Source organism: Gardnerella vaginalis (genome assembly GCF_001546455.1).
Classification (GTDB): domain Bacteria; phylum Actinomycetota; class Actinomycetes; order Actinomycetales; family Bifidobacteriaceae; genus Bifidobacterium; species Bifidobacterium vaginale_B.
Map to the genome: position 1 here is coordinate 44,629 of NZ_KQ956813.1, position 24,290 is coordinate 68,918.

The 24,290-nt window shown below is 42.0% G+C and carries 19 protein-coding genes; 15 read left to right on the forward strand and 4 right to left on the reverse strand.

Annotation, left to right across the window (positions count from 1 at the left end; all coding sequences use genetic code 11):
* Positions 1–102: 102 nt before the first annotated feature.
* The 9 genes from metK (at position 103) to HMPREF3216_RS01765 (ending at position 10,725) form a co-directional block, all read left to right on the forward strand.
* Entirely contained in the window at positions 103–1,329 is a 1,227-nt protein-coding gene (gene metK / locus HMPREF3216_RS01720) for a methionine adenosyltransferase (protein WP_060786659.1), read from the forward strand.
* A gap of 16 nt (positions 1,330–1,345) precedes the next feature.
* Positions 1,346–3,802 carry a primosomal protein N' family DNA-binding protein gene (locus tag HMPREF3216_RS01725; RefSeq protein WP_060786660.1) on the forward strand — a complete coding sequence of 819 codons (2,457 nt, stop codon included), beginning with the start codon at positions 1,346–1,348 and terminating at the stop codon, positions 3,800–3,802.
* Positions 3,803–3,845: 43 nt separating this feature from the next.
* Entirely contained in the window at positions 3,846–4,982 is a 1,137-nt protein-coding gene (locus tag HMPREF3216_RS01730; protein WP_060786661.1) for a shikimate dehydrogenase family protein, read from the forward strand.
* Between the two features lie 113 nt (positions 4,983–5,095).
* Positions 5,096–5,944: an RNase adapter RapZ gene (gene rapZ, locus HMPREF3216_RS01735; protein ID WP_230953851.1), complete on the forward strand. Its 849-nt coding sequence runs from the start codon at positions 5,096–5,098 to the stop codon at positions 5,942–5,944.
* 185 nt (positions 5,945–6,129) lie between these two features.
* Positions 6,130–7,068, forward strand: a complete 939-nt coding sequence (gene whiA, locus HMPREF3216_RS01740) for a DNA-binding protein WhiA (RefSeq protein ID WP_060786662.1) — start codon at positions 6,130–6,132, stop codon at positions 7,066–7,068.
* A gap of 291 nt (positions 7,069–7,359) precedes the next feature.
* Entirely contained in the window at positions 7,360–8,565 is a 1,206-nt protein-coding gene (locus HMPREF3216_RS01750) for a phosphoglycerate kinase (RefSeq protein WP_004133082.1), read from the forward strand.
* A 116-nt stretch (positions 8,566–8,681) separates the two neighbouring features.
* On the forward strand, positions 8,682–9,479 hold the full coding sequence (gene tpiA, locus HMPREF3216_RS01755; protein ID WP_060786664.1) for a triose-phosphate isomerase: 798 nt from the start codon (positions 8,682–8,684) through the stop codon (positions 9,477–9,479).
* Between the two features lie 73 nt (positions 9,480–9,552).
* The gene (gene secG, locus HMPREF3216_RS01760; RefSeq protein WP_004115170.1) at positions 9,553–9,801 is read left to right on the forward strand and encodes a preprotein translocase subunit SecG; all 249 of its coding nucleotides are present in this window, start codon (positions 9,553–9,555) and stop codon (positions 9,799–9,801) included.
* 96 nt (positions 9,802–9,897) lie between these two features.
* Complete coding sequence (locus HMPREF3216_RS01765) at positions 9,898–10,725, forward strand: HAD hydrolase family protein (RefSeq protein WP_060786665.1); 828 nt, start codon at positions 9,898–9,900, stop codon at positions 10,723–10,725.
* A 113-nt stretch (positions 10,726–10,838) separates the two neighbouring features.
* Here the strand turns inward: HMPREF3216_RS01765 and tal are convergent, their stop codons facing one another.
* Entirely contained in the window at positions 10,839–11,942 is a 1,104-nt protein-coding gene (gene tal, locus HMPREF3216_RS01770) for a transaldolase (RefSeq protein WP_016798447.1), read from the reverse strand.
* A gap of 211 nt (positions 11,943–12,153) precedes the next feature.
* Positions 12,154–14,253: a transketolase gene (tkt, locus tag HMPREF3216_RS01775; protein ID WP_060786666.1), complete on the reverse strand. Its 2,100-nt coding sequence runs from the start codon at positions 14,251–14,253 to the stop codon at positions 12,154–12,156.
* A gap of 324 nt (positions 14,254–14,577) precedes the next feature.
* On the opposite strand from tkt, the gene hrcA reads away from it, so the two are divergent.
* The 3 genes from hrcA to fmt all read left to right on the forward strand — a co-directional run bounded on the left by hrcA (position 14,578) and on the right by fmt (position 17,856).
* Complete coding sequence (gene hrcA / locus HMPREF3216_RS01780; RefSeq protein ID WP_060786667.1) at positions 14,578–15,594, forward strand: heat-inducible transcriptional repressor HrcA; 1,017 nt, start codon at positions 14,578–14,580, stop codon at positions 15,592–15,594.
* Positions 15,595–15,665: 71 nt separating this feature from the next.
* Positions 15,666–16,823 carry a DnaJ C-terminal domain-containing protein gene (locus tag HMPREF3216_RS01785; protein WP_060786668.1) on the forward strand — a complete coding sequence of 386 codons (1,158 nt, stop codon included), beginning with the start codon at positions 15,666–15,668 and terminating at the stop codon, positions 16,821–16,823.
* Between the two features lie 52 nt (positions 16,824–16,875).
* On the forward strand, positions 16,876–17,856 hold the full coding sequence (gene fmt / locus HMPREF3216_RS01790; RefSeq protein WP_060786669.1) for a methionyl-tRNA formyltransferase: 981 nt from the start codon (positions 16,876–16,878) through the stop codon (positions 17,854–17,856).
* 17 nt (positions 17,857–17,873) lie between these two features.
* Here fmt and serB read toward each other — a convergent pair whose 3' ends face one another.
* Positions 17,874–18,557, reverse strand: coding sequence for a phosphoserine phosphatase SerB (gene serB, locus HMPREF3216_RS01795; RefSeq protein WP_060786670.1), 684 nt, complete (start codon positions 18,555–18,557; stop codon positions 17,874–17,876).
* Positions 18,558–18,827: 270 nt separating this feature from the next.
* On the opposite strand from serB, the gene HMPREF3216_RS01800 reads away from it, so the two are divergent.
* The 3 genes from HMPREF3216_RS01800 (at position 18,828) to HMPREF3216_RS01810 (ending at position 21,983) form a co-directional block, all read left to right on the forward strand.
* Positions 18,828–19,670 carry an inositol monophosphatase family protein gene (locus tag HMPREF3216_RS01800; RefSeq protein WP_081090907.1) on the forward strand — a complete coding sequence of 281 codons (843 nt, stop codon included), beginning with the start codon at positions 18,828–18,830 and terminating at the stop codon, positions 19,668–19,670.
* Between the two features lie 180 nt (positions 19,671–19,850).
* Positions 19,851–20,621: a polyphosphate--glucose phosphotransferase gene (ppgK, locus tag HMPREF3216_RS01805; protein ID WP_060786671.1), complete on the forward strand. Its 771-nt coding sequence runs from the start codon at positions 19,851–19,853 to the stop codon at positions 20,619–20,621.
* Between the two features lie 135 nt (positions 20,622–20,756).
* Positions 20,757–21,983, forward strand: a complete 1,227-nt coding sequence (locus HMPREF3216_RS01810) for a pyridoxal phosphate-dependent aminotransferase (RefSeq protein WP_060786672.1) — start codon at positions 20,757–20,759, stop codon at positions 21,981–21,983.
* Positions 21,984–22,052: 69 nt separating this feature from the next.
* Here the strand turns inward: HMPREF3216_RS01810 and HMPREF3216_RS01815 are convergent, their stop codons facing one another.
* Positions 22,053–24,281: a hypothetical protein gene (locus HMPREF3216_RS01815; RefSeq protein WP_060786673.1), complete on the reverse strand. Its 2,229-nt coding sequence runs from the start codon at positions 24,279–24,281 to the stop codon at positions 22,053–22,055.
* Positions 24,282–24,290: the final 9 nt, after the last annotated feature.

Sequence of the window (24,290 nt, forward strand, 5' to 3'; positions counted from 1 at the left end):
TCTTTCTGTTTGATTGCAGCCGTATTATCCGTGCGCTTACGATTGCGTGTTGGGTATGCGGCTGCGATTGTTTTAATGCACTTGATTTATTAAAGGGGAATTATGGAAGAGTCTAAACTTATTTCTGCAGAATCAGTTACGGAAGGTCATCCAGATAAGCTTTGCGATCAGATTGCAGATGCAATTTTAGACGATATGCTTCGTCAAGATTCTCATGCACATGTTGCGGTGGAAGTATGTGCCTGCGTAGGTCAATTTGTTGTTTTTGGTGAGGTTAGGGGAGAAGTCTACACAGATATTCCTGGAATCGTAAGAAAAGTTGTGCGCGAAGTTGGTTACAACAGTTCTTCGGTTGGCCTAGATGCTGATTCTTGCGGTGTAATGGTTTCGCTAACTGAGCAAAGCGCAGAGATAAATCAGGGTGTTTCTAGATTAGATTTAGAATCCGAAAGCTTAGCGTCTAAAGAAGAACGCTATAAGAGCCAAGGAGCAGGCGACCAAGGCGTTATGTTTGGCTACGCTAGCGACGAGACAGACACTTATATGCCTCTTCCAATCTATCTTGCTCATCAGCTTGCTCAGCGATTGGCGTATGTTAGAAAATCTGGGATTGTGCCAAATCTTAGGCCAGATGGTAAAACGCAGGTAACAATCGAATATAACGAAAATCTAGAGCCTACTCGATTAGATACCGTTTTGATTTCCACTCAGCACAATCCAAGCGTAAGCGTTGATTGGCTTAGAGAACAGCTTGTTAAAAATGTTGTAGAGCCTGTTCTTAGTAAAGTCTTAGAAAATCGCGTTGATTATAGCGATTATAGAATGCTTGTAAATCCTACCGGGTCGTTTGTTTTAGGTGGGCCTGCTGCAGATTCTGGTTTAACTGGCAGAAAGATTATTGTAGACACTTATGGCGGAGCTGCTCATCATGGCGGTGGAGCGTTTTCTGGAAAAGACCCAAGCAAGGTAGATAGATCTGCAGCATACGCTGCGCGCTGGGTTGCTAAAAATCTTGTCGCTGCAGGTTTGGCTCATAAAGTAGAAGTGCAGGTCGCATACGCGATTGGAATGGCGGATCCTGTTAGCATAAACGTAGAAACATTTGGAACCGAAGCCAATGGAATCACACGTTCGGATATTTCTAAAATCGTTCGCAAAGTCTTTGATTTGCGCCCAGCTGCAATTATAGACGAGCTTGATTTGCTTCGCCCAATCTACTCAAAAACTTCTGCATATGGTCATTTTGGTAGAACCGATGTTGAGTTTCCTTGGGAAGAGTTGAATCGCGTTGAACAGATTAAAAATGAGGTAAAATCGTTAAAAAACTGATTGAAAAGGTGTGTTAATGCTTGATCAGCCAACACTTCAGCCATCTTTAGATGGATTAGCGCAAAAGCCGCGTAGAAAAAAGAAAGCTGGCATAACGCCAACTCCAGCGGATAATTGTGCTATTGCACATGTTGTGTTAGACGTTCAAGCATTGCATCTAGGTAAAACATTCGACTACATTGTTAGCCAATCGCAAGACGAAGACGCAAAGCCTGGTGTTATGGTTCGCGTAAAGTTTGGGGCAAGACGCGTTAATGGAATCATTTGGAGTAGAAGCGATTCAAGCGAAACGCCAAAATCTTCCCTAAAATTTATTGAAAAGATTATCTCGGGCGAAAAAGTTGCGTCTAAATCTTTTATGCAAGATATTTCATCAATTGCAGAAGCTTATGGCGGAACTAGGGCGAATATTATTCGTCTGGCATTGCCAAAAAGAATTGCTGGCGTAGATAAAGAGAATTTTTTAGACGATATTCACATGTCTAAAAGGGAAAAATGGACTAATGATTTTTGTAAAAGTCTAAAATCTACAGATGACTACAAAGCTATGCAATATAGCGGATCGGAAAATCTTACAAAAACAACCGATGACCGTATGCTTGCGTCTTACAAAAACGCGGATTTATTAAAGCAAGCGCTAGAAAACGTTCAAAAACCTTATTATTTACATTCTAAAGATGATTTTACGCTAAATACAACGAATAATTGCAAAGCTTTTCTTGTAGATGCTTTACCAGGCGCGTTTCGCTGGGCTCAAGATTTAGCGTGGATTATTGCAACCGCTATAAGCGCAGGTCGTCAAGTTGCTGTTGTTTTGCCTACTATTCGAGAAGTAAGCGATGTTATGCGCTCGCTTATGGCTTATGGTCTTAAACCTTATAAAAAGTCACAAAATTCTAATGGCGCTTTAAGTGGTGATGTAGCTAGGCTTTGTGCTTATGATTCTCCAGCAGATAGGTATAGAGCGTGGAGAGCTATAGAAAAGGGCATTGTTCCGTGCGTTTTAGGAACAAGATCTGCAATGTATGCGCCAGTTGAGCGGCAAGCGCTTTTTGTGATTGTAGAAGATAGCGCATATCAGTATGCAGACGGCATGATGCCTTATGCGCAAGCTAGAGGCGTTATGCGTTTGCGTGCAAAAAATCATGGTGGCGTATTTGTTTCAATGTCTTTTGCAAGAAGCGTTATTAGTCAAAGCGAAGTTGAAAACAAAAAATTAGCGCCTACTGTTAGCGGATCTTTGGTAGAAGTTACGCCTTTTAAGTCTGTTGTTCAAAATGCAAGTCCGTGGGTTCGTCTTTTGAATTCAGATAATTTAACTAAAATAAACGACCCAAGTGTTGGCTCTAGAATTCCATACACAGCTTTAGCTGCCATAAGACGAGCATTAGACGCTAAAATGCCTGTTTTGCTTGCCACTTGCCAAGACAGCGCTATTCAAAAAGCTGCGTGTAAAAAGTGCCATTGCATTGCACGCTGTAGTCGTTGCACTGGCCCGCTTGACTTACCTTTAGATGGTTCAGCTCCTAAATGCGCTTGGTGTGGAAGCGTTGCAATAGGCTGGAAATGCCCAAATTGCTCGAGTGCTTCTGGAGCAATTGAAGCTGTTCGAATAGGCGTTAATTTTACAGCTAAAGAAGTGTTTAAGCATTTTAACAATGTTCCGATTATTGTTTCTTCCGCAAAGCAAAAAAGTGGTGTTGTTGAGTGGATTGAGCAAAAGCCAATGATTGTTATTAGCGCTCTTGGCTCGCAACCGCGTGTTTTAAGCAATTCTAAAGATTCTTGCGGGGAATATGGTCTGGTTGTAATTTTAGATGCTTGGGCAAGCCTTTACAGCACGGGATTGGATGCTCGAATAGACACTTTAAACGCATGGATGAAAGCGGCTGCTATGTGCGCTCCAAAAAACAGAGGTGGAAGCGTGCTTATTTTGGGAGAAACTTACGATGTTCTTGCTAAATCGCTAGACGAGTGGGATTCTTCTATTCTTTCAAAGCAAGAGCTTAAAGAAAGATCGGATGCACTTTTGCCTCCTTGCGTTTGCGTTGCAAGAATATGGGGTTTTAGGAAGGCTGTTGTAGATACTCTTAATGCTATTGGAGCAATGGGTGATTATGCGGGTGAAGATATTGCAAAAGTCGAAAGCAAAAATGGCGATTTATTGGGCGAAAGTCTTCCAATGTTAAAAGTCGAAATTAAATCTAGTGAAGCTGTGGTTTCTAGCGATTCTAGCGAATCCGAATATCTTCCACCTTTGCTTGGCATTGTTCCAATCAAGCCTCCATCAACATTGCACGAGCAGAATTCACAGCGTTTTGAAGAACTAAACGATAGAGTTAAAGCAGTTGTAAGAGTGCCACTAGAATACAGAGGTGAATTAGTTAATCGTTTAAAAAAAGAATGTGCAAAGCATTTTGCAATGAGAAAAAGCGGTGAACTAAAATTTAGCGTAGATCCTAAGGATTTGTAAAATCGCATAAACTTATAAAAGACTTATAAATAAAGAGGTTAAAATGGTTGAAAAATGCTACAATTGCGCGGTTTTGGGCAATCCCATATCGCACTCTTTGTCTCCAGTTTTGCACAACGCTGCCTACAAGGCGTTGGGCTTAAATAATTGGCATTATAGTAAAGAAAAAGTTAGCGAAGAAGACTTAAAAGATTTTATTGCGAATCTTGACGATTCTTGGAAAGGCTTAAGCCTTACAATGCCTCTTAAAAAAACGATTATGAGTCTAGGCGTAGCTTGCGATTATTGGGCAAAAACGCTTGGCGTTGCAAATACTGCTGTGTTTAGTAAAAAGCCATGCTTAGAAAACCCTGAGTCGATTGAGCTTTGCAACACAGATGTAAATGGAATTGTAGTGGCGTTAATACGCTCTTTAAAATCTAAAATATCAAATGCTAAAAGTGCGGTTATTATTGGCAGTGGAAACACTGCGTCTTCTGCAATGGCAGCTTTAATAGAAATTGCGCAAGGCTCAAAATTGAGCAAAGTTAGTGTTATTGCAAGATTACACAGCGATGGTAAAACCGTTAAAGGCGTTAGCAGGTTTAACGATTTAGTAGATAGATATAACTCGGATTTTCCAAATAGCAGAAGAATAGAGCCAGAGAATTTAGAGCTTAAAAATAAAAGCGACTACAAGCCTGTTTGCGGTATAGAATTCCCTGCGATTAATCTTTTGAGTATTGACAATTCACAAGATATAGAAAAATGTGATAAATCTCACATTCTAGAATCTATTCCTTCATTGGATGCAATTGAAGCAATTGCAAACGCAGATATTGTTATAAGCACTGTTCCAGCTCATGTAGCAGACGGATTGGCGCTCGCTTTGTGTGAATATTGCCAAGAAAAGTCAATAAACCATTTAGGAGCTTTGCTAGACGTTGTTTACAGCCCTCGGCCAAGCCAGATGCTTAAAGTCTGGAGAAAATACGGCATTGGCATTGGCGGGGAAGAAATGCTTTTGTATCAGGCATTAGATCAAGTAAAACTCATGACTTTTGAGTATAGACATTCAAGTGATTATTCAAGTGATGATTCGAGTGAAGATTTATGCTTAAGCAAACAGCAATCTGACAAGGCTACAGATTACGATTACATATGTAGTTGCATGAAAAAAGCATTGCAGGAGGCATTATGAGCTCTGAGAATGATCTAGAAAAGATGGAATCTCATAATTCCGTTTTTAATTTGCACTCAAAAAATGCTTCATCAATTAATCAAGATACACAAGTTTCAAGTGATTTTGAAGTAATGCTTATTACAGGTATGAGCGGTGCTGGCAGGTCTCATGCTGCAAATGCTTTGGAAGATATGGGTTGGTACGTTATTGATAATCTTCCTCCAAAGCTGCTGATTCCGCTTGTAGATATGATGACATCTTCTGGCTCTAAAGTGCATAAGCTTGCAGCAGTGATTGATGTTCGTTCTAGAGGGTATTTTGACGACCTCTTTGTTGTTTTAGGTCATATAGATGATTTAGGCGTAAAAACTAGAATACTATTTTTAGATGCATCTGATTCTGTGCTTATTAAGCGATATGAGTCTGTACGAAGGCCTCATCCTTTGCAGCGTGGCGGAAGACTTATTGATGGCATTTTAGAAGAGCGCGAGCTTTTAAGTCATCTAAAGGATTGTGCAGATATTATTATAGATACTTCTACTCTTAGCATTCATCAGCTTTCAACAAAACTTTACGAAGGCTTGCTTGGAAAAGGCTCTTCTACTGTATCTGTTCACATTTTTAGCTTTGGATTTAAGTACGGAATGCCTATGGATGCCGACTTTGTGGCAGATATGCGATTTTTGCCAAATCCATTTTGGGTGCCAGAACTTAGAGATTTAACCGGCAAAGATAAAGCAGTTAGCGATTATGTTCTTAAAAATCCAGCTGCAATAGAATTCCTGGATTCCTACGAAAAAGCTCTTCTTACAGCAATCGATGGTTTTGCAAAAGAAGATAAGCATTATGTAACAATTGCAGTTGGATGCACGGGTGGTCAACATAGATCTGTTGCTATTAGCATAGAGCTTGCAAGACGATTGAGATTAAGAGGATTGCAGGTTACTGTTTCTGCTAGAGAGATGAGACCTAGAACATAAAATCCATGACTTAATATAATTTCTCTTATAGGCTTATGTAATATAAGAGAAGCGTTAAAAGGTAAAATGTCCAAGTCATTGGGTATCACAGAAAGCCGAGCATGTAGATGTTTTTAGCATCATGCAATGGCATCGTGCAAGAATCCCAACGCATACTTTAAGAAGAACAAAATAGGAGGTTTCCCTTGGCTCTTCTTGACGACGTAAAGAACGAACTCGTCGCAAATAATAGTGACCAACCAGCGGTTGTTATGGCTCAAGCGGCTGCGATGATGCGTTTTGCTGGCGGTTTAAGGCCAGTTAATAATCAAGCTGTAATTAGAGCGCAGTTTGACTCTCAAAACGCAGCACAGTGGCTTGTAGATACACTTGGGACTTATTTTCAAAGAGAAGCAAAGATTTCTCAAATTTCTCGCCAAACGCCTACTGGTGTTGTTACTCGTTATGAGGTTCTTGTTGATCGAGGAGCCGCAGCTTTGGCGCTGCAATCTGGTTTGCTAGATCGTCGTATGCATATTGTTGCAGGCTTAGCTCCAGAGATTGTTGGAGGAAGCATTGCCCAAATCAAAGCTGCATGGAGGGGAGCGTTTATAGCTCATGGTGCTATATCGGATCCTGGAAAGGCAAGTTATCTAGAGATTGTTTGCCCAACGCACGAAGCTGCAACCGCTTTACAGACTATGGCCGCTCGTTTGGGTGTTGGTGCAAAGGCTCGCAAGGTTAAAAGCTCTGAGCGCGTTACTTTGCGTGATTCAGACGCTATTGAGCGTATGCTTAATCTGATTGGTGCTCCTAGGTCTTCTAGAGAGTGGACAGGCAAGCGTTCAGACGGTGAAGCGCGCGGTAAGGCAAATCGTTTAGCAAACTTCGACGATGCAAATATGCGTAGAAGCGCTAAGGCTGCTGCAGAAGCTTGCGAAAAGGTTCGTCACGCTTTCGACGTTCTTGGAGAAGATATTCCAGAAAATCTTTTGATGGCTGGCAAGTTGCGACTTAAGCACAGCGACGCAAGCTTAGAAGAGCTTGGCCACTTGGCAGATCCTCCAATCACAAAGGATGCTGTTGCAGGGCGAATTCGTAGACTTTTGCAACTTTGCGCTAAAGTAGAAAAATCTAGAATGTGAATTAACTTTAGAATTAACTTTAGTAGCGTTTAGCTTTAATCGTAAATGCCGTATACACAAAGTATGCGGCATTTTTGTATCGTGCGATTTTTTGTTGATTTTTTGTTGATTTTGTTATTGATTTTGTTGTCGATTTTTTTGAGCATCTTTCTGTTGATTTTGTGCGTGCTTGTTGCGCATATGCGTTATAATTGTTGGTGGAATTTATAGACGTTTTAGCTTTGCTTTCGTCTTTTTTCTTGTTAAATTCGCCATCATGATTGGTTGAATCATGGTTTGGAAAGGATACCAATGAAGACACTTAAAGATTTGGGAGATTTGAGCGGCAAGCGCGTACTAGTTCGTGCTGATTTTAATGTTCCTCTCAAGGGCACGACTATCACAGATGACGGTCGTATTAAGGCTGCTTTGCCAACGATTAAAGCTTTGCGCGAGCAGGGCGCCAAGGTTATTTTAATGGCACATCTTGGTCGTCCAAAGGGTCAAGTTGTTCCAGAGCTTTCTTTGGCTCCAGTGGCGGCTCGTTTAGGTGAACTTCTTGGTGTAAATGTTGCTTTGGCTGCAGATACATATGGCGAAGATGCTCAAGCTAAGGTTGCTGCCATGAATAATGGCGACGTTGTTTTGCTTGAAAACGTACGCTTTAACGCTGAAGAGACCAGCAAGGATGCTTCCGAGCGCGCAGCTTATGCTAAGAAGATTGCTGCTCTTGGAGAAGTTTTTGTTTCCGACGGCTTCGGTGTTGTTCACCGTGCTCAGGGCTCTAACTACGATGTTGCTGCAGATCTTCCAGCTGCTGCTGGCTTGCTTGTTGAGAAGGAAGTTAAGGCACTTTCTCGCGCAACCGAAAATCCAGAGCGTCCTTTGACTGTTGTTCTTGGTGGCTCTAAGGTTTCCGATAAGCTCGGCGTTATTGAAAACTTGCTTTCTAAGGCAGATCGTCTTGTTATTGGCGGCGGAATGGTGTTCACATTCCTTAAGGCTTTGGGTCACGAAGTTGGTACTTCTTTGCTTGAGGAAGATCAGCTCGAGAAGGTTAAGGGCTACATTGAAACCGCTAAGAAGAATGGCGTTGAGCTTGTTCTTCCAACCGATATTGTTGTTAACGCTGGCTTCCCAGCGGGAGATACTCCTGTTGCTCCAGAAGTTGTTCCAGCGGATGCTATTCCAGCAGACAAGATGGGCTTAGATATTGGCCCTGATTCTCAGAAGCTGTTCCACGATAAGATTGTTGATTCCAAGACTGTTGTGTGGAATGGCCCTATGGGCGTATTTGAGGTTCCAGAGTTTGCTGCTGGCACTCGTGCTGTGGCTCAGGGCTTGGTTGACGCCACTAAGAACGGCACTTTCACTATTGTTGGCGGTGGTGATTCCGCTTCTGCAGTTCGTAATCTTGGATTTGCGGAAGATGGCTTCTCTCACATCTCCACTGGTGGTGGTGCTTCTCTCGAGTTCTTGGAAGGTAAGACTCTTCCAGGCTTGAGCGTGCTTGAGTAAATATCTTTAAAGTAATATTGTGCCGGCTTTCGATTTTATAAATTTATTTTGTAAATCGAAGTCGGCATAATTCTAGTTTTTATCTTTATTCTTAATTTTAATTCTTAAGGGTGATTATGGGCGTGAATAGAAAACCGCTAGTTGCAGGCAATTGGAAGATGAATTTCAATCACCTCGAAGCCACTCATTTTATTCAAAAATTCTGGTGGCAGCTTTGCGATTCTCACTTTGATTGCAAAAAATGCGATATTGCGCTTATGCCATCGTTTACGTCCTTAAGAAGCGTACAAGTTTTAGTTGAATCCAGCAATATTCCTATTCTTTACGGAGCTCAAGCGGTTTCTGTTACAACTCAAGGCGCGTTTACTGGAGATGTTTCGGCAGATATGCTAGCAAGCCTTGGCTGCTCAATGGTGATTGTTGGTCATTCCGAGCGTCGAAAGTATCACCCAGAAGATGATGCGAATATTGTTGACCAAGTGCGTGCTGTTCTTGCAGCTGGAATGCAGCCGATTTTATGCGTTGGAGAGAGCTTCGAGGAGCGCAAGCAGGGTATAGAGCTTGATTTTGCGGTTGGGCAAGTTCACGACGTTACTCGCGACTTAGATTCTAAGCAGGCAGAGCGTTTGATTATTGCGTATGAACCAGTTTGGGCTATTGGAACTGGCATGGTTGCTACAGCGCAATCTGCTCAAGAGGCAGCTTTTGCTATTAGGGACGATTTGCGCAGTACTTTTGACAATAATGTTGCAAATTCCGTGCGTATTCTTTACGGAGGCTCTGTAACGTCTTCTAATGCGTCAAGCTTAATTAGCGAGCCAGATGTAGATGGATTCCTTATTGGAGGCGCGTCTTTAGACGTTGATGAGCTTGCTTCTATTGTTAAACTTGCGTCTTATAAAAATCGCGAATAATTTAGCCTGATTTAACGCATAGGTCAATGGCTTTTATTATGCTTTACAGAGTACTAAAAACAGGAGGTTACTTGTGTCCGCTGTGAAAATTGTTTTGCAAGTGTTGCTTGTGCTCACCAGCATTTTGTTAACATTGTTGATTTTGATGCACAAGGGCAAGGGCGGCGGCCTTTCCGACATGTTCGGCGGCGGTTTAACGAAGAACGCTGGTAGCTCTGGTGTTGCAGAAAAGAACTTGAATCGTTGGACTGTTATCATAGCTTTGATTTGGGTGGCTGTTATTGTTGCCTTGAATCTTATGACTAAGTTCTCACTTATCTAAGTATTCTTTTAAGCGCGTAGTCGAAAGATTGCGCGCTTTTATTTTATTAAAACGCATTGTGTTGATTGCATACGCATTGTAAAAATTTGGGAATTTATGCTTCGTTTTTCTCCATCGCTTGTTATTGCCGATCTTGATGGCACTATGCTTCATGATTCACAAACTTTTGAAGGCAGATATTTAAGCCAAGAAACTGTTAGCGCTGCTAAGCGTTTGAGCGAACGCGGAATACCGCTTGCGATTATTACGGCTCGCCCTGTTGGTAGTGCTTTTGATTTTATCCACGATTTGCAAGCTCAAGTTTGCGCATATCTTAATGGTGCTCTTATTGATTTTGATTGCGCACATAGTACTATTAGCAATCTTACTTCGCAAAGAAGCCTTGATACTCTTGTGCGCTTTGGCTTTGATTCTAAGCTTGCGTCTAGCGTGTGTTTGCGCTTGCTTAACGAGATTCCTACGCTTCGTATTGGCATTGTTATGAACGATGTTCGTTACACTAATTTTGATGTTCGTATGCTTTGGAGCAAGCAGGATTTTATTATTACAGATTTCTCCAATGTTCCAAGTGGCATTGCAGACAAAATTATTATTGTTCCTCGAGATAGTGAAAAGGAAAAACTTCAGAGCATTCTTCCAAGCGACTTTTCGCTACACATTAGCGAAGACGTGTTGTGGATGCTTACGAATCCTCTTGCAAACAAAGGTCATGCTTTGAACGTTATTTGCGATCGTTTGGGTGTAAAGCCTATTCGCACAGTTGTTTTTGGCGACGATATTATAGATATAGACATGTTCCGCGCAGGGGGATACGGTGTAGCGGTAGCGAATAGTAATCCTCGGTTGCTTGCGATTGCAGATGAGGTTTGTGACTCCAACAACAACGATGGCGTTGCTGCCTGGCTTAAAAACGAATTGCTCTAGCAGTTTATTCAATCATCAAAATCGGACGCAAACATAAAACAAAAACCGCACATGTGTGGAAATTAATCCACGTTCATGTGCGGCTTATGTCTATTTATTACTGATTAATCAAATCAGGCGTTTACGCGATCGATGCCAGACTGTACGTCTGCAATCACGGAATCCCAAGACTTGATGAAGGCGGCAACACCGTCAGCCTCAAGCTTGTCGGTAACGTCCTTGATGTTGATGCCAAGCTCAGCAAGCTTGTTCATAACAGCATGGCTCTCTTCGTAAGTGCCCTTAATGGAAGCAGCACCGTTGCCGTGATCAGCAAGAGCGTTCAAAGTCTTCTCTGGCATGGTGTTAACAACATGCTCAGCAACCAACTCGTCAACGTACTTGCAATCGGAGTAAGCTGCGTTCTTGGTGCCAGTAGAAGCCCAAAGTGGACGCTGCTTCTTAGCACCCTTGGCCTCAAGCTCAGCCCAACGTGGGTCGGCAGCGAACTTCTTCTCGAAGAGTTCGTAAGCCAAGCGAGCGTTAGCAACAGCAGCCTTGCCTTCAAGAGCCTTAGCTTCAGCAGAACCGTTAGCTTCGAGGAGCTTGTCAACAGCGCTATCAACGCGGGAGACGAAGAAGGAAGCTACGGAACCAATGTGCTTCAAGTCGTGGCCGTTAGCAGCAGCCTGAGCAATACCTTCGATGAAGGCGTCGATAACCTGCTCGTAGCGCTCGAGGGAGAAGATCAAGGTTACGTTCACGGAGATACCCTTAGCGAGGGTAGCGGTGATAGCTGGAAGACCTTCCAAAGTTGCAGGAATCTTGATCATAACGTTTGGACGATCAACCTTTGCCCAAAGCTCTTCCGCCTGCTTCTCGGTGTTAGCAGTATCGTGAGCCAAGCGTGGATCAACTTCGATGGAAACGCGGCCGTCAACGAAATCGGTCTTTTCTGCAATCTCACGGAAGATATCGGTTGCGTTACGAACGTCGGTGGTGGTCAACTCGCGAATAGCGGTCTCAACGTCAACCTTGCCGAGTTCCTTAAGCTGTGCGTCGTATGGGCCAACCTGGCTCAAAGCCTTCTGGAAGATAGATGGGTTGGTAGTAACACCAACAACATTCTTGTTAGCAATAAGATCCTGCAAAGAGCCAGACTCAATGCGGGTACGGGACAAATCGTCCAACCAAATAGAAACGCCGGAATCGCTAGTGCGCTGCGTTGCTTCAGTCATGTTATCTCCTTAACACTGTGCTCCACCAATTGGAACACGTTGGTAGTGTTGGCGTTTTACAGGAAACAGCGGTTGATGCTAAACCAACTGTAGCTTAGCATCAACACGCCTTTGCTGTTTCCAGTGAAGTGTTAAACACTTCGAGTTTTATGATTCATATCTTTTTGTGATTACAAAAAGATATTTGAACCAAGTTTTTTTTTATTATTACTTAGGCGCGAGCTTCTTCGATAGATGCCTTAGCGGCTTCTACTACATGCTCAGCAGTAATGCCCAAGTCGATCATGTTCTGACCGCCGTCACCCTGCAAGCCGTACTGTTCAATAGAAACAGCCTTGCCGCAATCGCCAAGATACTTGTACCAAGGCAATGCCAAGCCAGCTTCGATGGAAACGCGAGCCTTAACAGACTTTGGAAGGATTGCTTCCTTGTACTCTTCGTCTTGCTCTTCGAACCATTCGAGAGATGGCATAGAAAGAACACGAGCCTTAATGCCTTCGCCAGCCAAAGTCTTGGCAGCAGCAACAGCCCACTGAACTTCGGAGCCAGTAGCCATAATGATTACGTCTGGAGTGCCTTCGCAATCAACCAAAACGTAAGCGCCATGCTTTACGCCTTCGCGAGCCTTCTTAGCAGTTTCTGCAAGAGTTGGAACGCCCTGGCGAGTCAAAATCATAGCGGTTGGGTAGTTGTTCTTCTTCTCGAAGAAGTAGCGGTAAGCTTCAGCAGTCTCGTACTCATCTGCAGGGCGCACAACCTCAAGCTGAGGAATAGCGCGGAAAGCAGCCAAGTGTTCGATTGGCTGGTGAGTTGGACCATCTTCACCCAAGGCTACGGAATCGTGAGTCCAAACGTAGAGGTTTGGAATCTCCATCAAAGCAGCCAAGCGAACTGCTGGGCGCTCGTAGTCGGAGAACTGGAAGAAGGTGCCGTTGAATGGGCGAGTGTTAGAACCAAGCAAAATACCGTTGGTAATTGCACCCATTGCAAACTCACGCACACCAAAGTGAAGCTGGCGGCCATACTCGGAAACGTTTGGCCAAGTGCGGGTTGCATCCTCGGATGGACCGAAGGAGTCAGCGCCCTTAATGTTGGTGTTGTTGGAGCCGCCCAAATCAGCGGAACCGCCCCAAAGTTCTGGCATAACAGCAGCAATTGCGTTAAGAACTGCGCCAGAAGCCTTACGGGTAGCAACCTTGGATCCAACTTCGAAGCCAGCAACCAAGTCGTCAATGGCCTTGTCGAAGCCTTCTGGAAGCTTGCCAGCCTTAAGACGATCGTAGAGAGCAGCCTTATCTGGGTTTGCAGCAGCCCACTTTGCAAGAGCTTCATCCCAAGCCTTGTGAGCAGCCAAACCGCGCTCGGCAACCTTGCGAGCGTGAGCCAAAGCTTCTTCGTCGATTGGGAACGAAACTTCTGGATCGAAACCGCAAAGTTCCTTCAAGCCCTTAACAGCTTCTTCTCCAAGCTTAGAGCCGTGGGAAGCTTCGTTGTCGGTCTTACCTGGGGTTGGCCAAGCAATCAAAGTATTAACCTTAATGAAGTGAGGCTTATCGGTAACTTCCTGAGCCTTTTCAATAGCAGCAGCCAAAGCCTGAACGTCTTCCTTGTAGGAGCCGTCTGGCTGAATGAAGCTAACTTCATCGGTGTACCAACCGTATGCACGGTAGCGAGCAAGAATATCTTCAGAGAAGGTAAGCTTTGTATCGCCTTCAATCTGAATGTGGTTTGCATCGAAAATAACAGTCAAATTGCCAAGCTTCTGGTTTCCAGCCAAAGAAGCAGCTTCGGAAGAAACGCCTTCCTCAACGTCGCCTTCACCGCAAATAACCCAAACCTTGTGGTCAAATGGGGAAGTGCCAGCTGGAGCTTCTGGGTCAAGAAGACCGCGCTCAAAGCGCTGACCATAAGCAAAGCCAACAGCAGAAGCAAGACCCTGACCAAGTGGGCCAGTAGTCATTTCGATACCTGGAGTTAAGCCATATTCTGGGTGGCCTGGAGTACGCGTGTCTGCACCGCCACGGAAATACTTGAGATCGTCAAGAGTCAAGCCGTAACCAGAGAAGAACAATTGCACGTATTGCGTAAGCGAAGCGTGACCGCCAGAAAGAATAAAGCGATCGCGGCCAGCCCACTTTGGGTCGGCAGGATCGTGCTTAATAAAGTGCTGGTACAAGGTGTACGCAATTGGTGCCAATGAAACAGGGGAGCCAGGATGTCCGTGTCCTGCTCGCTCAACAGCATCAGCCGAGAGAACCTTCGCCATCTTTACGGCGCGCTCGTCTAATGCAGACCAGTTGAAATCGGTCATGTGATCTACTTTCCTTCCAATAATTCGGGTTTTTGCGCACAGCTTGCGCTGGCCATTACCCTCACATTGCCCTTTAATCCTATCTTTTATATCAGACGAACTTTTAACAAAGTGTGTCAAAAGTTAACAAAAGTTTATATTTATAGTTAGCTGTTGTTCTGTAAAAGTGACTTATTAAAAGTGACTGATTAAAAAATACTTAATAATACTTAATCACATATTATTTTGACATATATAATGGTTAGCAGTGAATTAATAAACGATTAGTGTTGTTTAATCGGGTTTAAAGGTTTTAATAAAGGAGAATCAATGCAATCACGGCGCATGATGATACTGCGTGCGGTTGTTGAAGATTATATTCGTTCACATGAGCCTGTTGGTTCTGCGTCTTTGGCTAAAAATCACAAATTGGGCGTCAGCTCTGCAACGATTCGCAACGATATGTCTCTTCTAGAAGAAGAAGGCTACTTGATTCAGCCGCATACTTCTGCTGGCAGGATTCCTACAGAAAAAGGATACAGGTATTTTGTTGATGGCCTAGCCGCACTAATTCCACTTTCTAATGCGCAAAGACGAGGGATTCGCACGTTTTTAAGTGGATCTGTTAGTTTACAAGACACTCTACAACGCTCAGCGCGACTTCTTGCAAGCATAACTGGTCAGGTTGCGCTAGTGGCATCTCCTGCGTTGTCGAAGTCAAAAGTAAAAAGAATTGAGATTGTTCAAGTATCGTCTTCAACTCTTCTAGTTGTTGTAATTACAGACGCTGGAGGCGTTGCGCAACATATAATTCAAGCGTCAAACATAAATTCAGATGATTTATTGCATCTAACTAATATGGTTAACGATGCTTGCATTGGATTATCTCTTCTTGATGCTGCAAAACGTGTTTATTCTCTAGCAAATCGCCAGGATTTGGCTTCTGCTTTGCAAATTATTAGTCAACTTGCTAACGCGTTAGAAGATATGCATAATGGCGAGCATTCTCACGATTTGTACATGGCTGGAGCTTCTCAACTTGCGCATAGACAAAATATTGGCGATTTTGCGTCTCTTTTCGATGCTCTAGAAGAGCAAGCTGTTATTATGCGACTTATGACTTCTCTAAGCGAAGAAGCAAACGATTGCGCAAGCGGCGTTAGTGTTGCAATAGGCTCGGAGACTCACACGCCTGGTCTTTTAAATGCTTCTGTTGTAACAAGCGCTTATGGCTACAATTCGGATTCCGATTCTGCGTTTATTGGGTCAATCGGCCCTACTCACATGGATTACGCGGCAACAATGACGGCTGTTAAAGCTGTAGCAAAGTATCTTAATGCGTTTATATCTGAAAATTCATAAAAACAAATTCATAAAAATTGGCTGGCTGTGCCTTATGCAAAAATGATTTTAGAACATAAAAGGGGAGTTAAGTGACTGACTATTACAAGATTTTAGGTGTTGACTCTAACGCTAGCGACGACGAGATTCGCAAGGCCTATAGAAAGTTAAGTAGAAAATATCATCCAGATATTGCAGGACCTGAGTTTGAAGACAAGTTTAAGGAAGTTAATGCTGCCTACGACGTTTTATCTAATCCAGAAAAACGCAAAATGGTAGATATGGGCGTGGATCCAAACAATCTATCGGCATCGGGCGCGGGTGCTGGCGCTGGCGCGTACGCCAATATGAATATGGATATGGGAGATATTCTAAACCAGTTCTTCTCTGGGTCTTTTGGTGCTAATGCTGGATCTCCTATTCCGCGCGTTAATCGTGGTGAAGATTCTCTAACAGAAGTTAAGGTTGATCTTAAAACTGTTGTTTTTGGCGGAAATGCTAAGGTTCATGTTGTTACTTTTGGTCTTTGCCAAGATTGTGCAGGAAAAGGTTCGGCAGATAAAACAGATCCTACACCTTGCCCAGAGTGTAAGGGCGCTGGCTTTGTACAGCGAGTTACGCACACAATGTTTGGTCAAATGATGTCTTCGGAGCCTTGCCGCGCGTGCGAAGGGCACGGAACAATCATTAAAAATGTTTGCCCAAATTGCCACGGTCACGGTCGCGTTCGTACTTCTAGAGAAGTTGGTATTAATATTCCTGCTGGAATTAAAGACAATTCTCGCTTGCGACTTGCATCTCAAGGAGCAATAGGCGAATGTGGCGGCCCTGCTGGCGATTTATATGTTGACGTTCGAGTTCGAAAAGATGAGCAATTTACCAGGGATCTGAACGATTTACACTGCTGGATTAATGTTCCTATGAGCTGGGCTTGCCTTGGCCACAATGTGGATATTGATACTTTTGACGGAAAAAAGAGCGTTGAAATTCCTGCTGGAACTCAAAACGAAGACACGATTCCTCTTTACGATTTGGGTGTTACTGTTTTTGGAAGCAAAGATCGCGGTAATCTTATTGTTCACGTTCTTGTTGATATTCCAACAAAGCTTAGCGAAGAAGAGCGTAGTTTGATTGAAAAGTTTGCAAACTTGCACGATGGAAAAGTTAGTGAAGTAAAGCAACATGCTATTGCAGAGTCAGCTAGTAATAAAAAAGGATTCTTTAGCAAACTAAAAGATGCTTTTTGCTAGGATTTTAAAGGTTGCTAGATTTTAGGATTTTAGGATTTTAAGGGGTTAGCTTATGGTATTGCCTATTTTATTTGCTGGAACTCCAGATGTTGCTGTTGCTCCGTTGCGCGCTTTGGCTCAAGACAAAGAGCATTTTGATGTTCGAGCTGTTTTAACGCGTCCAGACGCTCCAACTGGTAGAGGCAGAAAGCTTGTTCCTAGTGCTGTTAAAAAAGCTGCGATTGAGCTTGGTATTCCTGTTTTAGAGGTTAATCCTAGTAACGAGCAAGAATGCATTAGTGCCCTAAAAGCTACTGGCGCAAGGGTTGCGGCCGTTGTTGCTTATGGAAAGATTCTTCGCCAATCTGTTTTAGATGCTCTTGATCTTGGATGGTACAACTTGCATTTTTCGATTCTTCCGCAATGGCGAGGGGCTGCTCCTGTTCAGCGCGCAATATGGGCTGGAGATGACATTACTGGTGCTACGGTTTTTAAGATTACGCGCGGAATGGATGAAGGTCCTATTCTTGCACAAATGACTACCGAGATTGGCGAGCGCGAAACTGCTGGCGATTTGCTAACTAGATTAAGCAATGATGGTGCAAATCTTCTTTGTTCTGCTCTTATTGGAATGGAATCTGGCCAAATCGTTCCTGTTGAGCAAGATCCTACACCTTGCCAAATCGCGCAAAAAATCACCGTTGAAGATGCTCATATTCGTTTTGATATTCCAGCATTTGCAATCGATAGGCAGATTCGTGCTTGCACGCCAAATCCTGGAGCTTGGTGCAATCTTCATGTTGATTCTGACGATTTAAAAACAAGCAGTTTGCACGTTCTTTCTTGCGCATTAGCAAAAGATGAAGATATTGAATTGCATAGTCTAAATGAGCTTAAACCTGGGCAGATTCTTGCAAAAAAGCACAATGTTTGGGTTGGATGTTTAAGCGGAGCTATTGAGCTTTTAGAAGTTAAAGCGCAAGGTAAAAAAGCTATGAAGGCGGCGGACTGGGCAAGAGGAGCGCATTTAAATAGCGAATCCTACTTAAACTAAATGTTAGTGACTAAATGCTAGTTTAGTAAATCTAAAACTAGGCTTAGGTCTCGCGTATCTATACTAGCTTTAGCTTGACTTTTTAATAACTGTTTTGCGCAAAATGCAACACCTAGCCTTGCCGTTTTAATCATGTCAATGTCGTTAGCGCCGTCTCCGATTGCAACGCTTTGGCTAATGTCAATATTGTTTTTGTGTGCCCAATTAATTAATGCTTTTGCTTTATATTGACGATTTACTATTGGATCAATAACTTTTCCGCTTAGTTTAGAATCCACGATTTCTAGATTGTTTGCAACCCAAAAGTCTATGTTTAATTTTGGCAGAAAATCGTCTAAAACTTGCTTAAATCCGCCACTAACAGCTCCTACTTTCCACCCAAAAGAATGTAGTGTATCTATAAGTTTTTTAGCTCCATTTGTTGTGTGAATATTTTGCGCAACTTGTTTAACGCAAGAATAGTCAAGACCTTTAAGCATAGAAACTCTTAGCTTTAGGGAAGTGTTAAAGTCCATTTTTCCTTGCATTGCTCTAGACGTTATGTATGCTAAATCAGAGCCGACGCCAGCAATATCTCCTAATAAATCTATAACCTCTTCTTCTATAAGAGTTGCGTCTACATCTAAAACAAGAATCCCTGGTTTTTTTAGCAAAGGAGCGTTAATTACGTTTTGTTTTTTTAAGTCTGGTACTTTAGTCATGTTATAGTCTTCTAAGAGAGATGTTAGGTTTATTAATTAATTTTAAGGCTGGTTTAAGAATTTAGAAATTTGTTTTGCTATGCGTTTTTGCATGTGAATCTTTTCTATAAAACTTATATTAAATATTAAATGTGAAAGTTTATTGATTTTATTGGAATATTTCGTGTAGAAGTTTGGTTTAATTAGATTAGTTGAGTAAAATAGTTGCAGATTTTATGAATATGTTAAAGAACGTAAATACTGTGGAAAAAGCAAAGAGGTGAGAAAAGTATGGCAGGTATGAATTTACGCGATGTTGCTCTTGAAGTCGCTAGAATTTTGGAAGATGTTGGCAAGCACGCGTATCAAGACCAATTAAATCCTAGAGATATGGCAAGCATGATGGTTTTGGGGGATCCTAATCAGGCTGATTCAGGTTTTGGAGATAAACTTGTGCGATTCATTGAAAATCGTCTTACTTACATAAACCCCTTCCAAGGATTCTGGCGTAATCGTCCAGATGAATGTAATGTGGGAGACCGTTTTTGGTGCGTTGGCAATATTGACGGCGCTATTAACTTTAATAGAGATATGGCAGAGTGGACTCTAACTGTTTCGCTTTTTGAGTTTAACGATCAAGGCTCTGCAAGGCCAGTTCTTGGAGTTGTTCATGCTCCTGCTCTTGGCCTTACCTATTTGGCTGCTAAGGGTCAGGGTGCTATTCGTATTCGCAAAACTCCTAATGGAGAAAAGCGAGAGAAAATTACACCTTCTACAACATCAACTTTGCACGGTTCGGTTGTTTGCTATGGAATGTCTTATATTCCAGGCGAATCTAAAAGAGCTTTGGATGTTGTCTCTTCGCTCGAAGAAGAATGTCCAGCAGATATTAAGCGCATTGGACCAGCTTCTCTTGACTTGTGCAAGGTTGCGGATGGCACTTATGACGCTTATTTTGAGCCACATCTTCACGAGTGGGATATTCCAGGAGTTTCTGCTGGTGCTGTTGTTGTTAAAGAAGCTCAGGGTCATGTTCGTCAATGGAATGGTGATTCAATCCACTGGAGGCGTGAAAACGACGTTATTGCTTCAAATGGTTTAATAAACAAGGAGCTTCAAAACTATTTGCGATAGATTAGAGTTAAAAATCTTAGCAATTGTTTGCATGATTTTTAATATTAAAGCTTTAATTTTGAGAAAAACATTTATGCAATCGTTATCATTAAATAGTTAATATATAAGCGTGTCGCTTTAACAATATTGTAGAATGAACGTGATATCCCATTGTCCGACATTCAGAGGGGAGTGTTAACGATGATTGACACTGCACAAGCATTTGGCGTAGATATTGGTGGTTCTGGCATTAAAGCTGCACCAGTAAATTTGGAAAAAGGCGAATTTGCAGAACCTCGTTACAAGATTCTCACTCCAGCAGTTTCCACACCTCAAGCTGTTGCAGATATTGTTCGTCAGCAGCTCGAGCATTTTGAAGTGCCTGCAGATGTTCCTGTTGGCATTGCTTTCCCAGCTCCTATTAAGCCTGGCAAGAAGCTTGAGTTTATGGCAAATCTTGATCAGTCTTGGATTGGTGTGGATGTTACAGAAGTGTTCAGCGAAGCTTGCGGTCGCCCTGTTACCGTTGTTAACGATGCTGATGCTGCTGGTCTTGCGGAACAGCATTTTGGAGCCGCAAAAGATAAAGATGGTTTAGTTATTGCTACCACTCTTGGTACTGGAATTGGCACCGCGTTAATTTACAATGGCGTTCTTATTCCAAACACAGAACTTGGTCATATTCAGCTAGAAAAAGGCAAGGGAGACGCAGAAAAGTATGCTGCTTCTTCTGTGCGTGAAAAGTTGGATATGGGCTATAAAAAGTGGGCTAAGCGCTTAACTAAGTATTATGGCTTAATGGAAAAGTACTTTAACCCAGACTTGTTTGTTGTTGGCGGTGGCGTTAGTCGCGTTAGCGAGAAGTTCTTGCCGCATATCGACATTAAGACTCCTATTGTTGTTGCATCTTTGCATAACGAAGCTGGCATTATTGGTGCAGCATATTATGCAATGCAGCAAAAGAATAACTAAGATTTTATTCTGATTTGCGCTGGATGCTTTATTTGTATCCAGCGCTTTTCTATACCATTTACGAATTTTGTGCATATTTGTATGACTATTTGTTTATTGCTTTAGTTGGTTTATGCAATGCGCTAGTGTAGTCAAGTGCGATTTTCTTCTAGAGTTGATGTAAGTGAGCCAAATCCGATTATTCTGGCTCAGCGTGCCGCCGCATCTAAAGGCATTAAACTAACAAAACTTAACGATTCAAATCCAACTGTTCATGGGCTTGCTCCAAAATGTTTAAGCTCCAAATATACTGCGGATCCTAGAGGGTCAATCGAAGTTAGACGCATTCTTGCAAACTTTATAAATACTAGAGATAATCGAGTAAGTCAAAATATTGAAAGCCAGAATATAGCAAGCCAAAAATGCAATTCGGCTAATGCTCTTAATCCAAATAATCTATACGTATTATCGTCCACTTCTCAAGCATATGCATGGCTTATGATGCTAATGTGCGATTGTGGTGATTCTGTTTTAGCGCCTACTCCTGGGTATCCTCTTATTGAATCTATTGCAAGGCTTCAGGGCGTAAAATCAATACCTTATCCACTTGTTTACGACGGTTCTTGGACTATAGATGTTGCAAAGGTTAAAGAGCTTTTAGAGAACGCAGATAATCGCATTCGTGCTCTTGTTTTAATAAATCCAAATAATCCCACGGGCTCTTACATTAAGCCAGAAGAAAGAGTGCAATTGTTGAGTTTATGCAATAAAAACAACGTTGCGATTATTGCGGATGAGGTTTTCTACGACTACTCTTTAGAGCCTTTTAATGGAAATTCAAGGCTTGCTGGTGATTGCTCCACGCTTATTTTTGCTTTAGATGGATTCTCCAAAATGCTTGCAGCTCCACATGCAAAAGTTGGTTGGATTGAGGTTTCTGGACCAATCGAAGATGTGCAAGAAGCAATGAAACGACTTGACGTTATTGCAGATGATTTTCTTCCGATTGGTGCAACTGTTTCGGAAAGAATTCCAGAATTATTGCAATGCGCTAAAGAGCAAACTGCGATTGTTCAAAATAGAGTTAGGTCTAATCTTAAAACGCTTAGAAAAATGTTGGAAAACTATCCAAATTGTTGCGTTAGCGCATTGCGCGCAGAAGGCGGGTGGAATATTTTATTGCGCGTTCCGTCTTGCCTAGATGATGACTTGTTAGCTTTGCGCTTAATTAAAGACTATAAGCTTGTTTCGCAGCCTGGTTACTACTTTGATATGCCAAATAATGGCTATTTAGCGCTGTCTTTGCTTCCTAAAGAAGATCAGTTTAAAAATGGTGTTACTTTATTGCTTAACACTGTTCATAAGATGTTGGGTGAGATTTAATAATCTAACAATCTAACAGTTAACAGTTAACAGTTAACAGTTAACAGTATCAAGAGGCTTAAAGCTAAATTAGATTAGCATAAACCAGCATCTAACGTAATGCCACAGCCCCGGGTTGAATCGCAAAACTGAGTCTTCTCTTCCAGGAACGAACCATCCTAAGAATGCTATTGCAATAGAGAACAGTAGTAGAGCAAAGATTATAAATCGCAGTAAGTAACATATTGTTTTGGTTTTCCAAGAATCACAATTTGATATTATAGAGCATTTTTCTATCAAAACATTAAGTCCAACTATTGCACTTAGCGAAAATGCCCAACCAAAGTCAGCAATATAACGCCATCCAATCCCTGCTTTTAAGCTGTTAAAAACAACAACAATCATTGCAAGAATAAAGGCAAATAGTGCGAATCTTGCGGCGAATTTGCTCAGTTTTTTAAGCATTAGCAGAGAGCAAACTACACCAACAAATGCCAATGGAGAAAGAGTAAACATTCCTCCAATCATTGGCTCTGCGTATTGCCATTTGTCAAAAGCAATAGGCGTAATCGAAATCCAAGGGAAAACGTGTGTAAAACGTAGTGGAAGAGCTAAATAGCTTAAAATCGAAGGAATAATGTTTTGCAAAGGAAGACGCATAGTGGTCATGTCTGTAATCGTAATTTGATATTCATTACCAAAGTTAAAAGGAGACCCAAATCTTAGAGCGTTATACAATCCAATTGGTATTGCAACGATTACAAACGGAATAATCACACTTAAAACCAGTTTTATTATGTGCTTTAAGTCTTCTAATGGAATTTTTTTGCTAATGATTAAATACTTAAAATAAAAGTAAATGTAGTCATAAAAAAGTGGTATTGCAAATAAAAATGCGATTATAAATGTTGGTCTGCATCCAAGATTTAGCGATATAAACAAGGACCCTAAAGCAATATGCTTGGCAGATATTTTATGAATGGAATTGCAAGATTTATTGGATTCTTGCTCTGAATTTTCATCTTGCGCAATGCCATCTTTAACAGCGCCGAGATAAAACCATAATCCTAAAGACGTAAAGAACAGAGAAGCCGCCATTGGAACACTATAGAATGATGTTCTAAACCACAGGTAAACGGTGTTAGATGTAATAAAGAACAACGCTAAGCAAATCGATGCAAACGCAACAGATGCGCGTTTGTTTATTCGCTCAATAAGTCTAATCACTAAAAGAGAGCCAGAAATCAAAAATCCAACTAAACATATAAGAGTGGCAATTGTTGTTGGAAGCATTGCTCCGCCGTCAACCCATAAATTCGATATAAGCCTATATGGAATAAAGAATAAAACAGCTGGAATTACGCCAAAATATGAGTACCAATGACCGTTGTAGTACGCGTGATCCCAATAAATATTGCGTACATAATTAGAAAGAAGCTTGTTTCTTGCAATTGGGTCATACGGATTAGGTAGATTTTGCAGTTGCTTAGGCACTGGCAAGTCAAGATATGTTTTGCCCTTAAGAAGAGCGTCTGCAGTACGCGCATATTGATCAAAATCGTACGTGTAGTTTCCTGCAACATCAAAATGCATTGGAATAGCGTTAAAAACGTTCCAGATAATTGCAAAAACAGCAATTGCAATAAATGGAGTCCAAGATAAAACGAGTAAAAGCCTTTGACTTGTACTTTTTGAATTAAGCCTGATTTTCCACAGCTTAGACCAAGGATTCCATAATGCAATCAAAATCGAAACGATTATAAGAAGAAGAACTCGCCCCCAATTCCAGCTAAAAGGCGCTCTAACATTTGCTTTTGCGTCTTCAACATCTACAACATCTCCCTTGGGGTGCTGTATCCATAATCTAAGCGTGCTTTTAACACCAATTGCTTGATCTGGAACAGGAAGCATAGCAAAACTAATGGCTCTTGGGTTTGTATTTAAAGGCTTTCCAGCGATTTTATTAACATCAATGCGAACATGCACATCTGATTTAATAGGGTGTTTGCTAATTTTTTTTGGCTTAATTAGTGAAGGCTGGAGTTGAATGTATGGGGAAGACCCGTCGGAGTTAACTTCTAAGTAAGACTCTGAAGGATCCGTGATTAATAGGCCTCCAGAAGGAAGTCTTTTAATGCCAGGGCCCGTAATGTTATGAGCGAACATGCTATCTGTACTACCTGTAACACTATTCCAAAAAGGCATGTTACCAATAGTGCATTCAAACAATGTGATTAACAGCAAAATTGCTAAAGGTGCGCGAAGAACGCAAAAAATGCGTTGCAACGCGCTATTGGCAAAATTAGCTGTTTTTCTCATAGCAAACTA

Excerpts from the sequence above, each read along its gene's own strand:
- HMPREF3216_RS01800 (WP_081090907.1), top strand. The coding sequence starts at position 18,828 with ATGGCAGGTATGAATTTACGCGATGTTGCTCTTGAAGTCGCTAGAATT.
- ppgK (WP_060786671.1), top strand. The coding sequence starts at position 19,851 with ATGATTGACACTGCACAAGCATTTGGCGTAGATATTGGTGGTTCTGGC.
- tpiA (WP_060786664.1), top strand. The coding sequence starts at position 8,682 with ATGGGCGTGAATAGAAAACCGCTAGTTGCAGGCAATTGGAAGATGAAT.
- HMPREF3216_RS01750 (WP_004133082.1), top strand. The coding sequence starts at position 7,360 with ATGAAGACACTTAAAGATTTGGGAGATTTGAGCGGCAAGCGCGTACTA.
- HMPREF3216_RS01815 (WP_060786673.1), bottom strand. The coding sequence starts at position 24,281 with ATGAGAAAAACAGCTAATTTTGCCAATAGCGCGTTGCAACGCATTTTT.
- rapZ (WP_230953851.1), top strand. The coding sequence starts at position 5,096 with ATGCTTATTACAGGTATGAGCGGTGCTGGCAGGTCTCATGCTGCAAAT.
- tal (WP_016798447.1), bottom strand. The coding sequence starts at position 11,942 with ATGACTGAAGCAACGCAGCGCACTAGCGATTCCGGCGTTTCTATTTGG.
- serB (WP_060786670.1), bottom strand. The coding sequence starts at position 18,557 with ATGACTAAAGTACCAGACTTAAAAAAACAAAACGTAATTAACGCTCCT.
- HMPREF3216_RS01725 (WP_060786660.1), top strand. The coding sequence starts at position 1,346 with ATGCTTGATCAGCCAACACTTCAGCCATCTTTAGATGGATTAGCGCAA.
- metK (WP_060786659.1), top strand. The coding sequence starts at position 103 with ATGGAAGAGTCTAAACTTATTTCTGCAGAATCAGTTACGGAAGGTCAT.
- tkt (WP_060786666.1), bottom strand. The coding sequence starts at position 14,253 with ATGACCGATTTCAACTGGTCTGCATTAGACGAGCGCGCCGTAAAGATG.
- HMPREF3216_RS01765 (WP_060786665.1), top strand. The coding sequence starts at position 9,898 with ATGCTTCGTTTTTCTCCATCGCTTGTTATTGCCGATCTTGATGGCACT.
- hrcA (WP_060786667.1), top strand. The coding sequence starts at position 14,578 with ATGATGATACTGCGTGCGGTTGTTGAAGATTATATTCGTTCACATGAG.
- fmt (WP_060786669.1), top strand. The coding sequence starts at position 16,876 with ATGGTATTGCCTATTTTATTTGCTGGAACTCCAGATGTTGCTGTTGCT.
- HMPREF3216_RS01730 (WP_060786661.1), top strand. The coding sequence starts at position 3,846 with ATGGTTGAAAAATGCTACAATTGCGCGGTTTTGGGCAATCCCATATCG.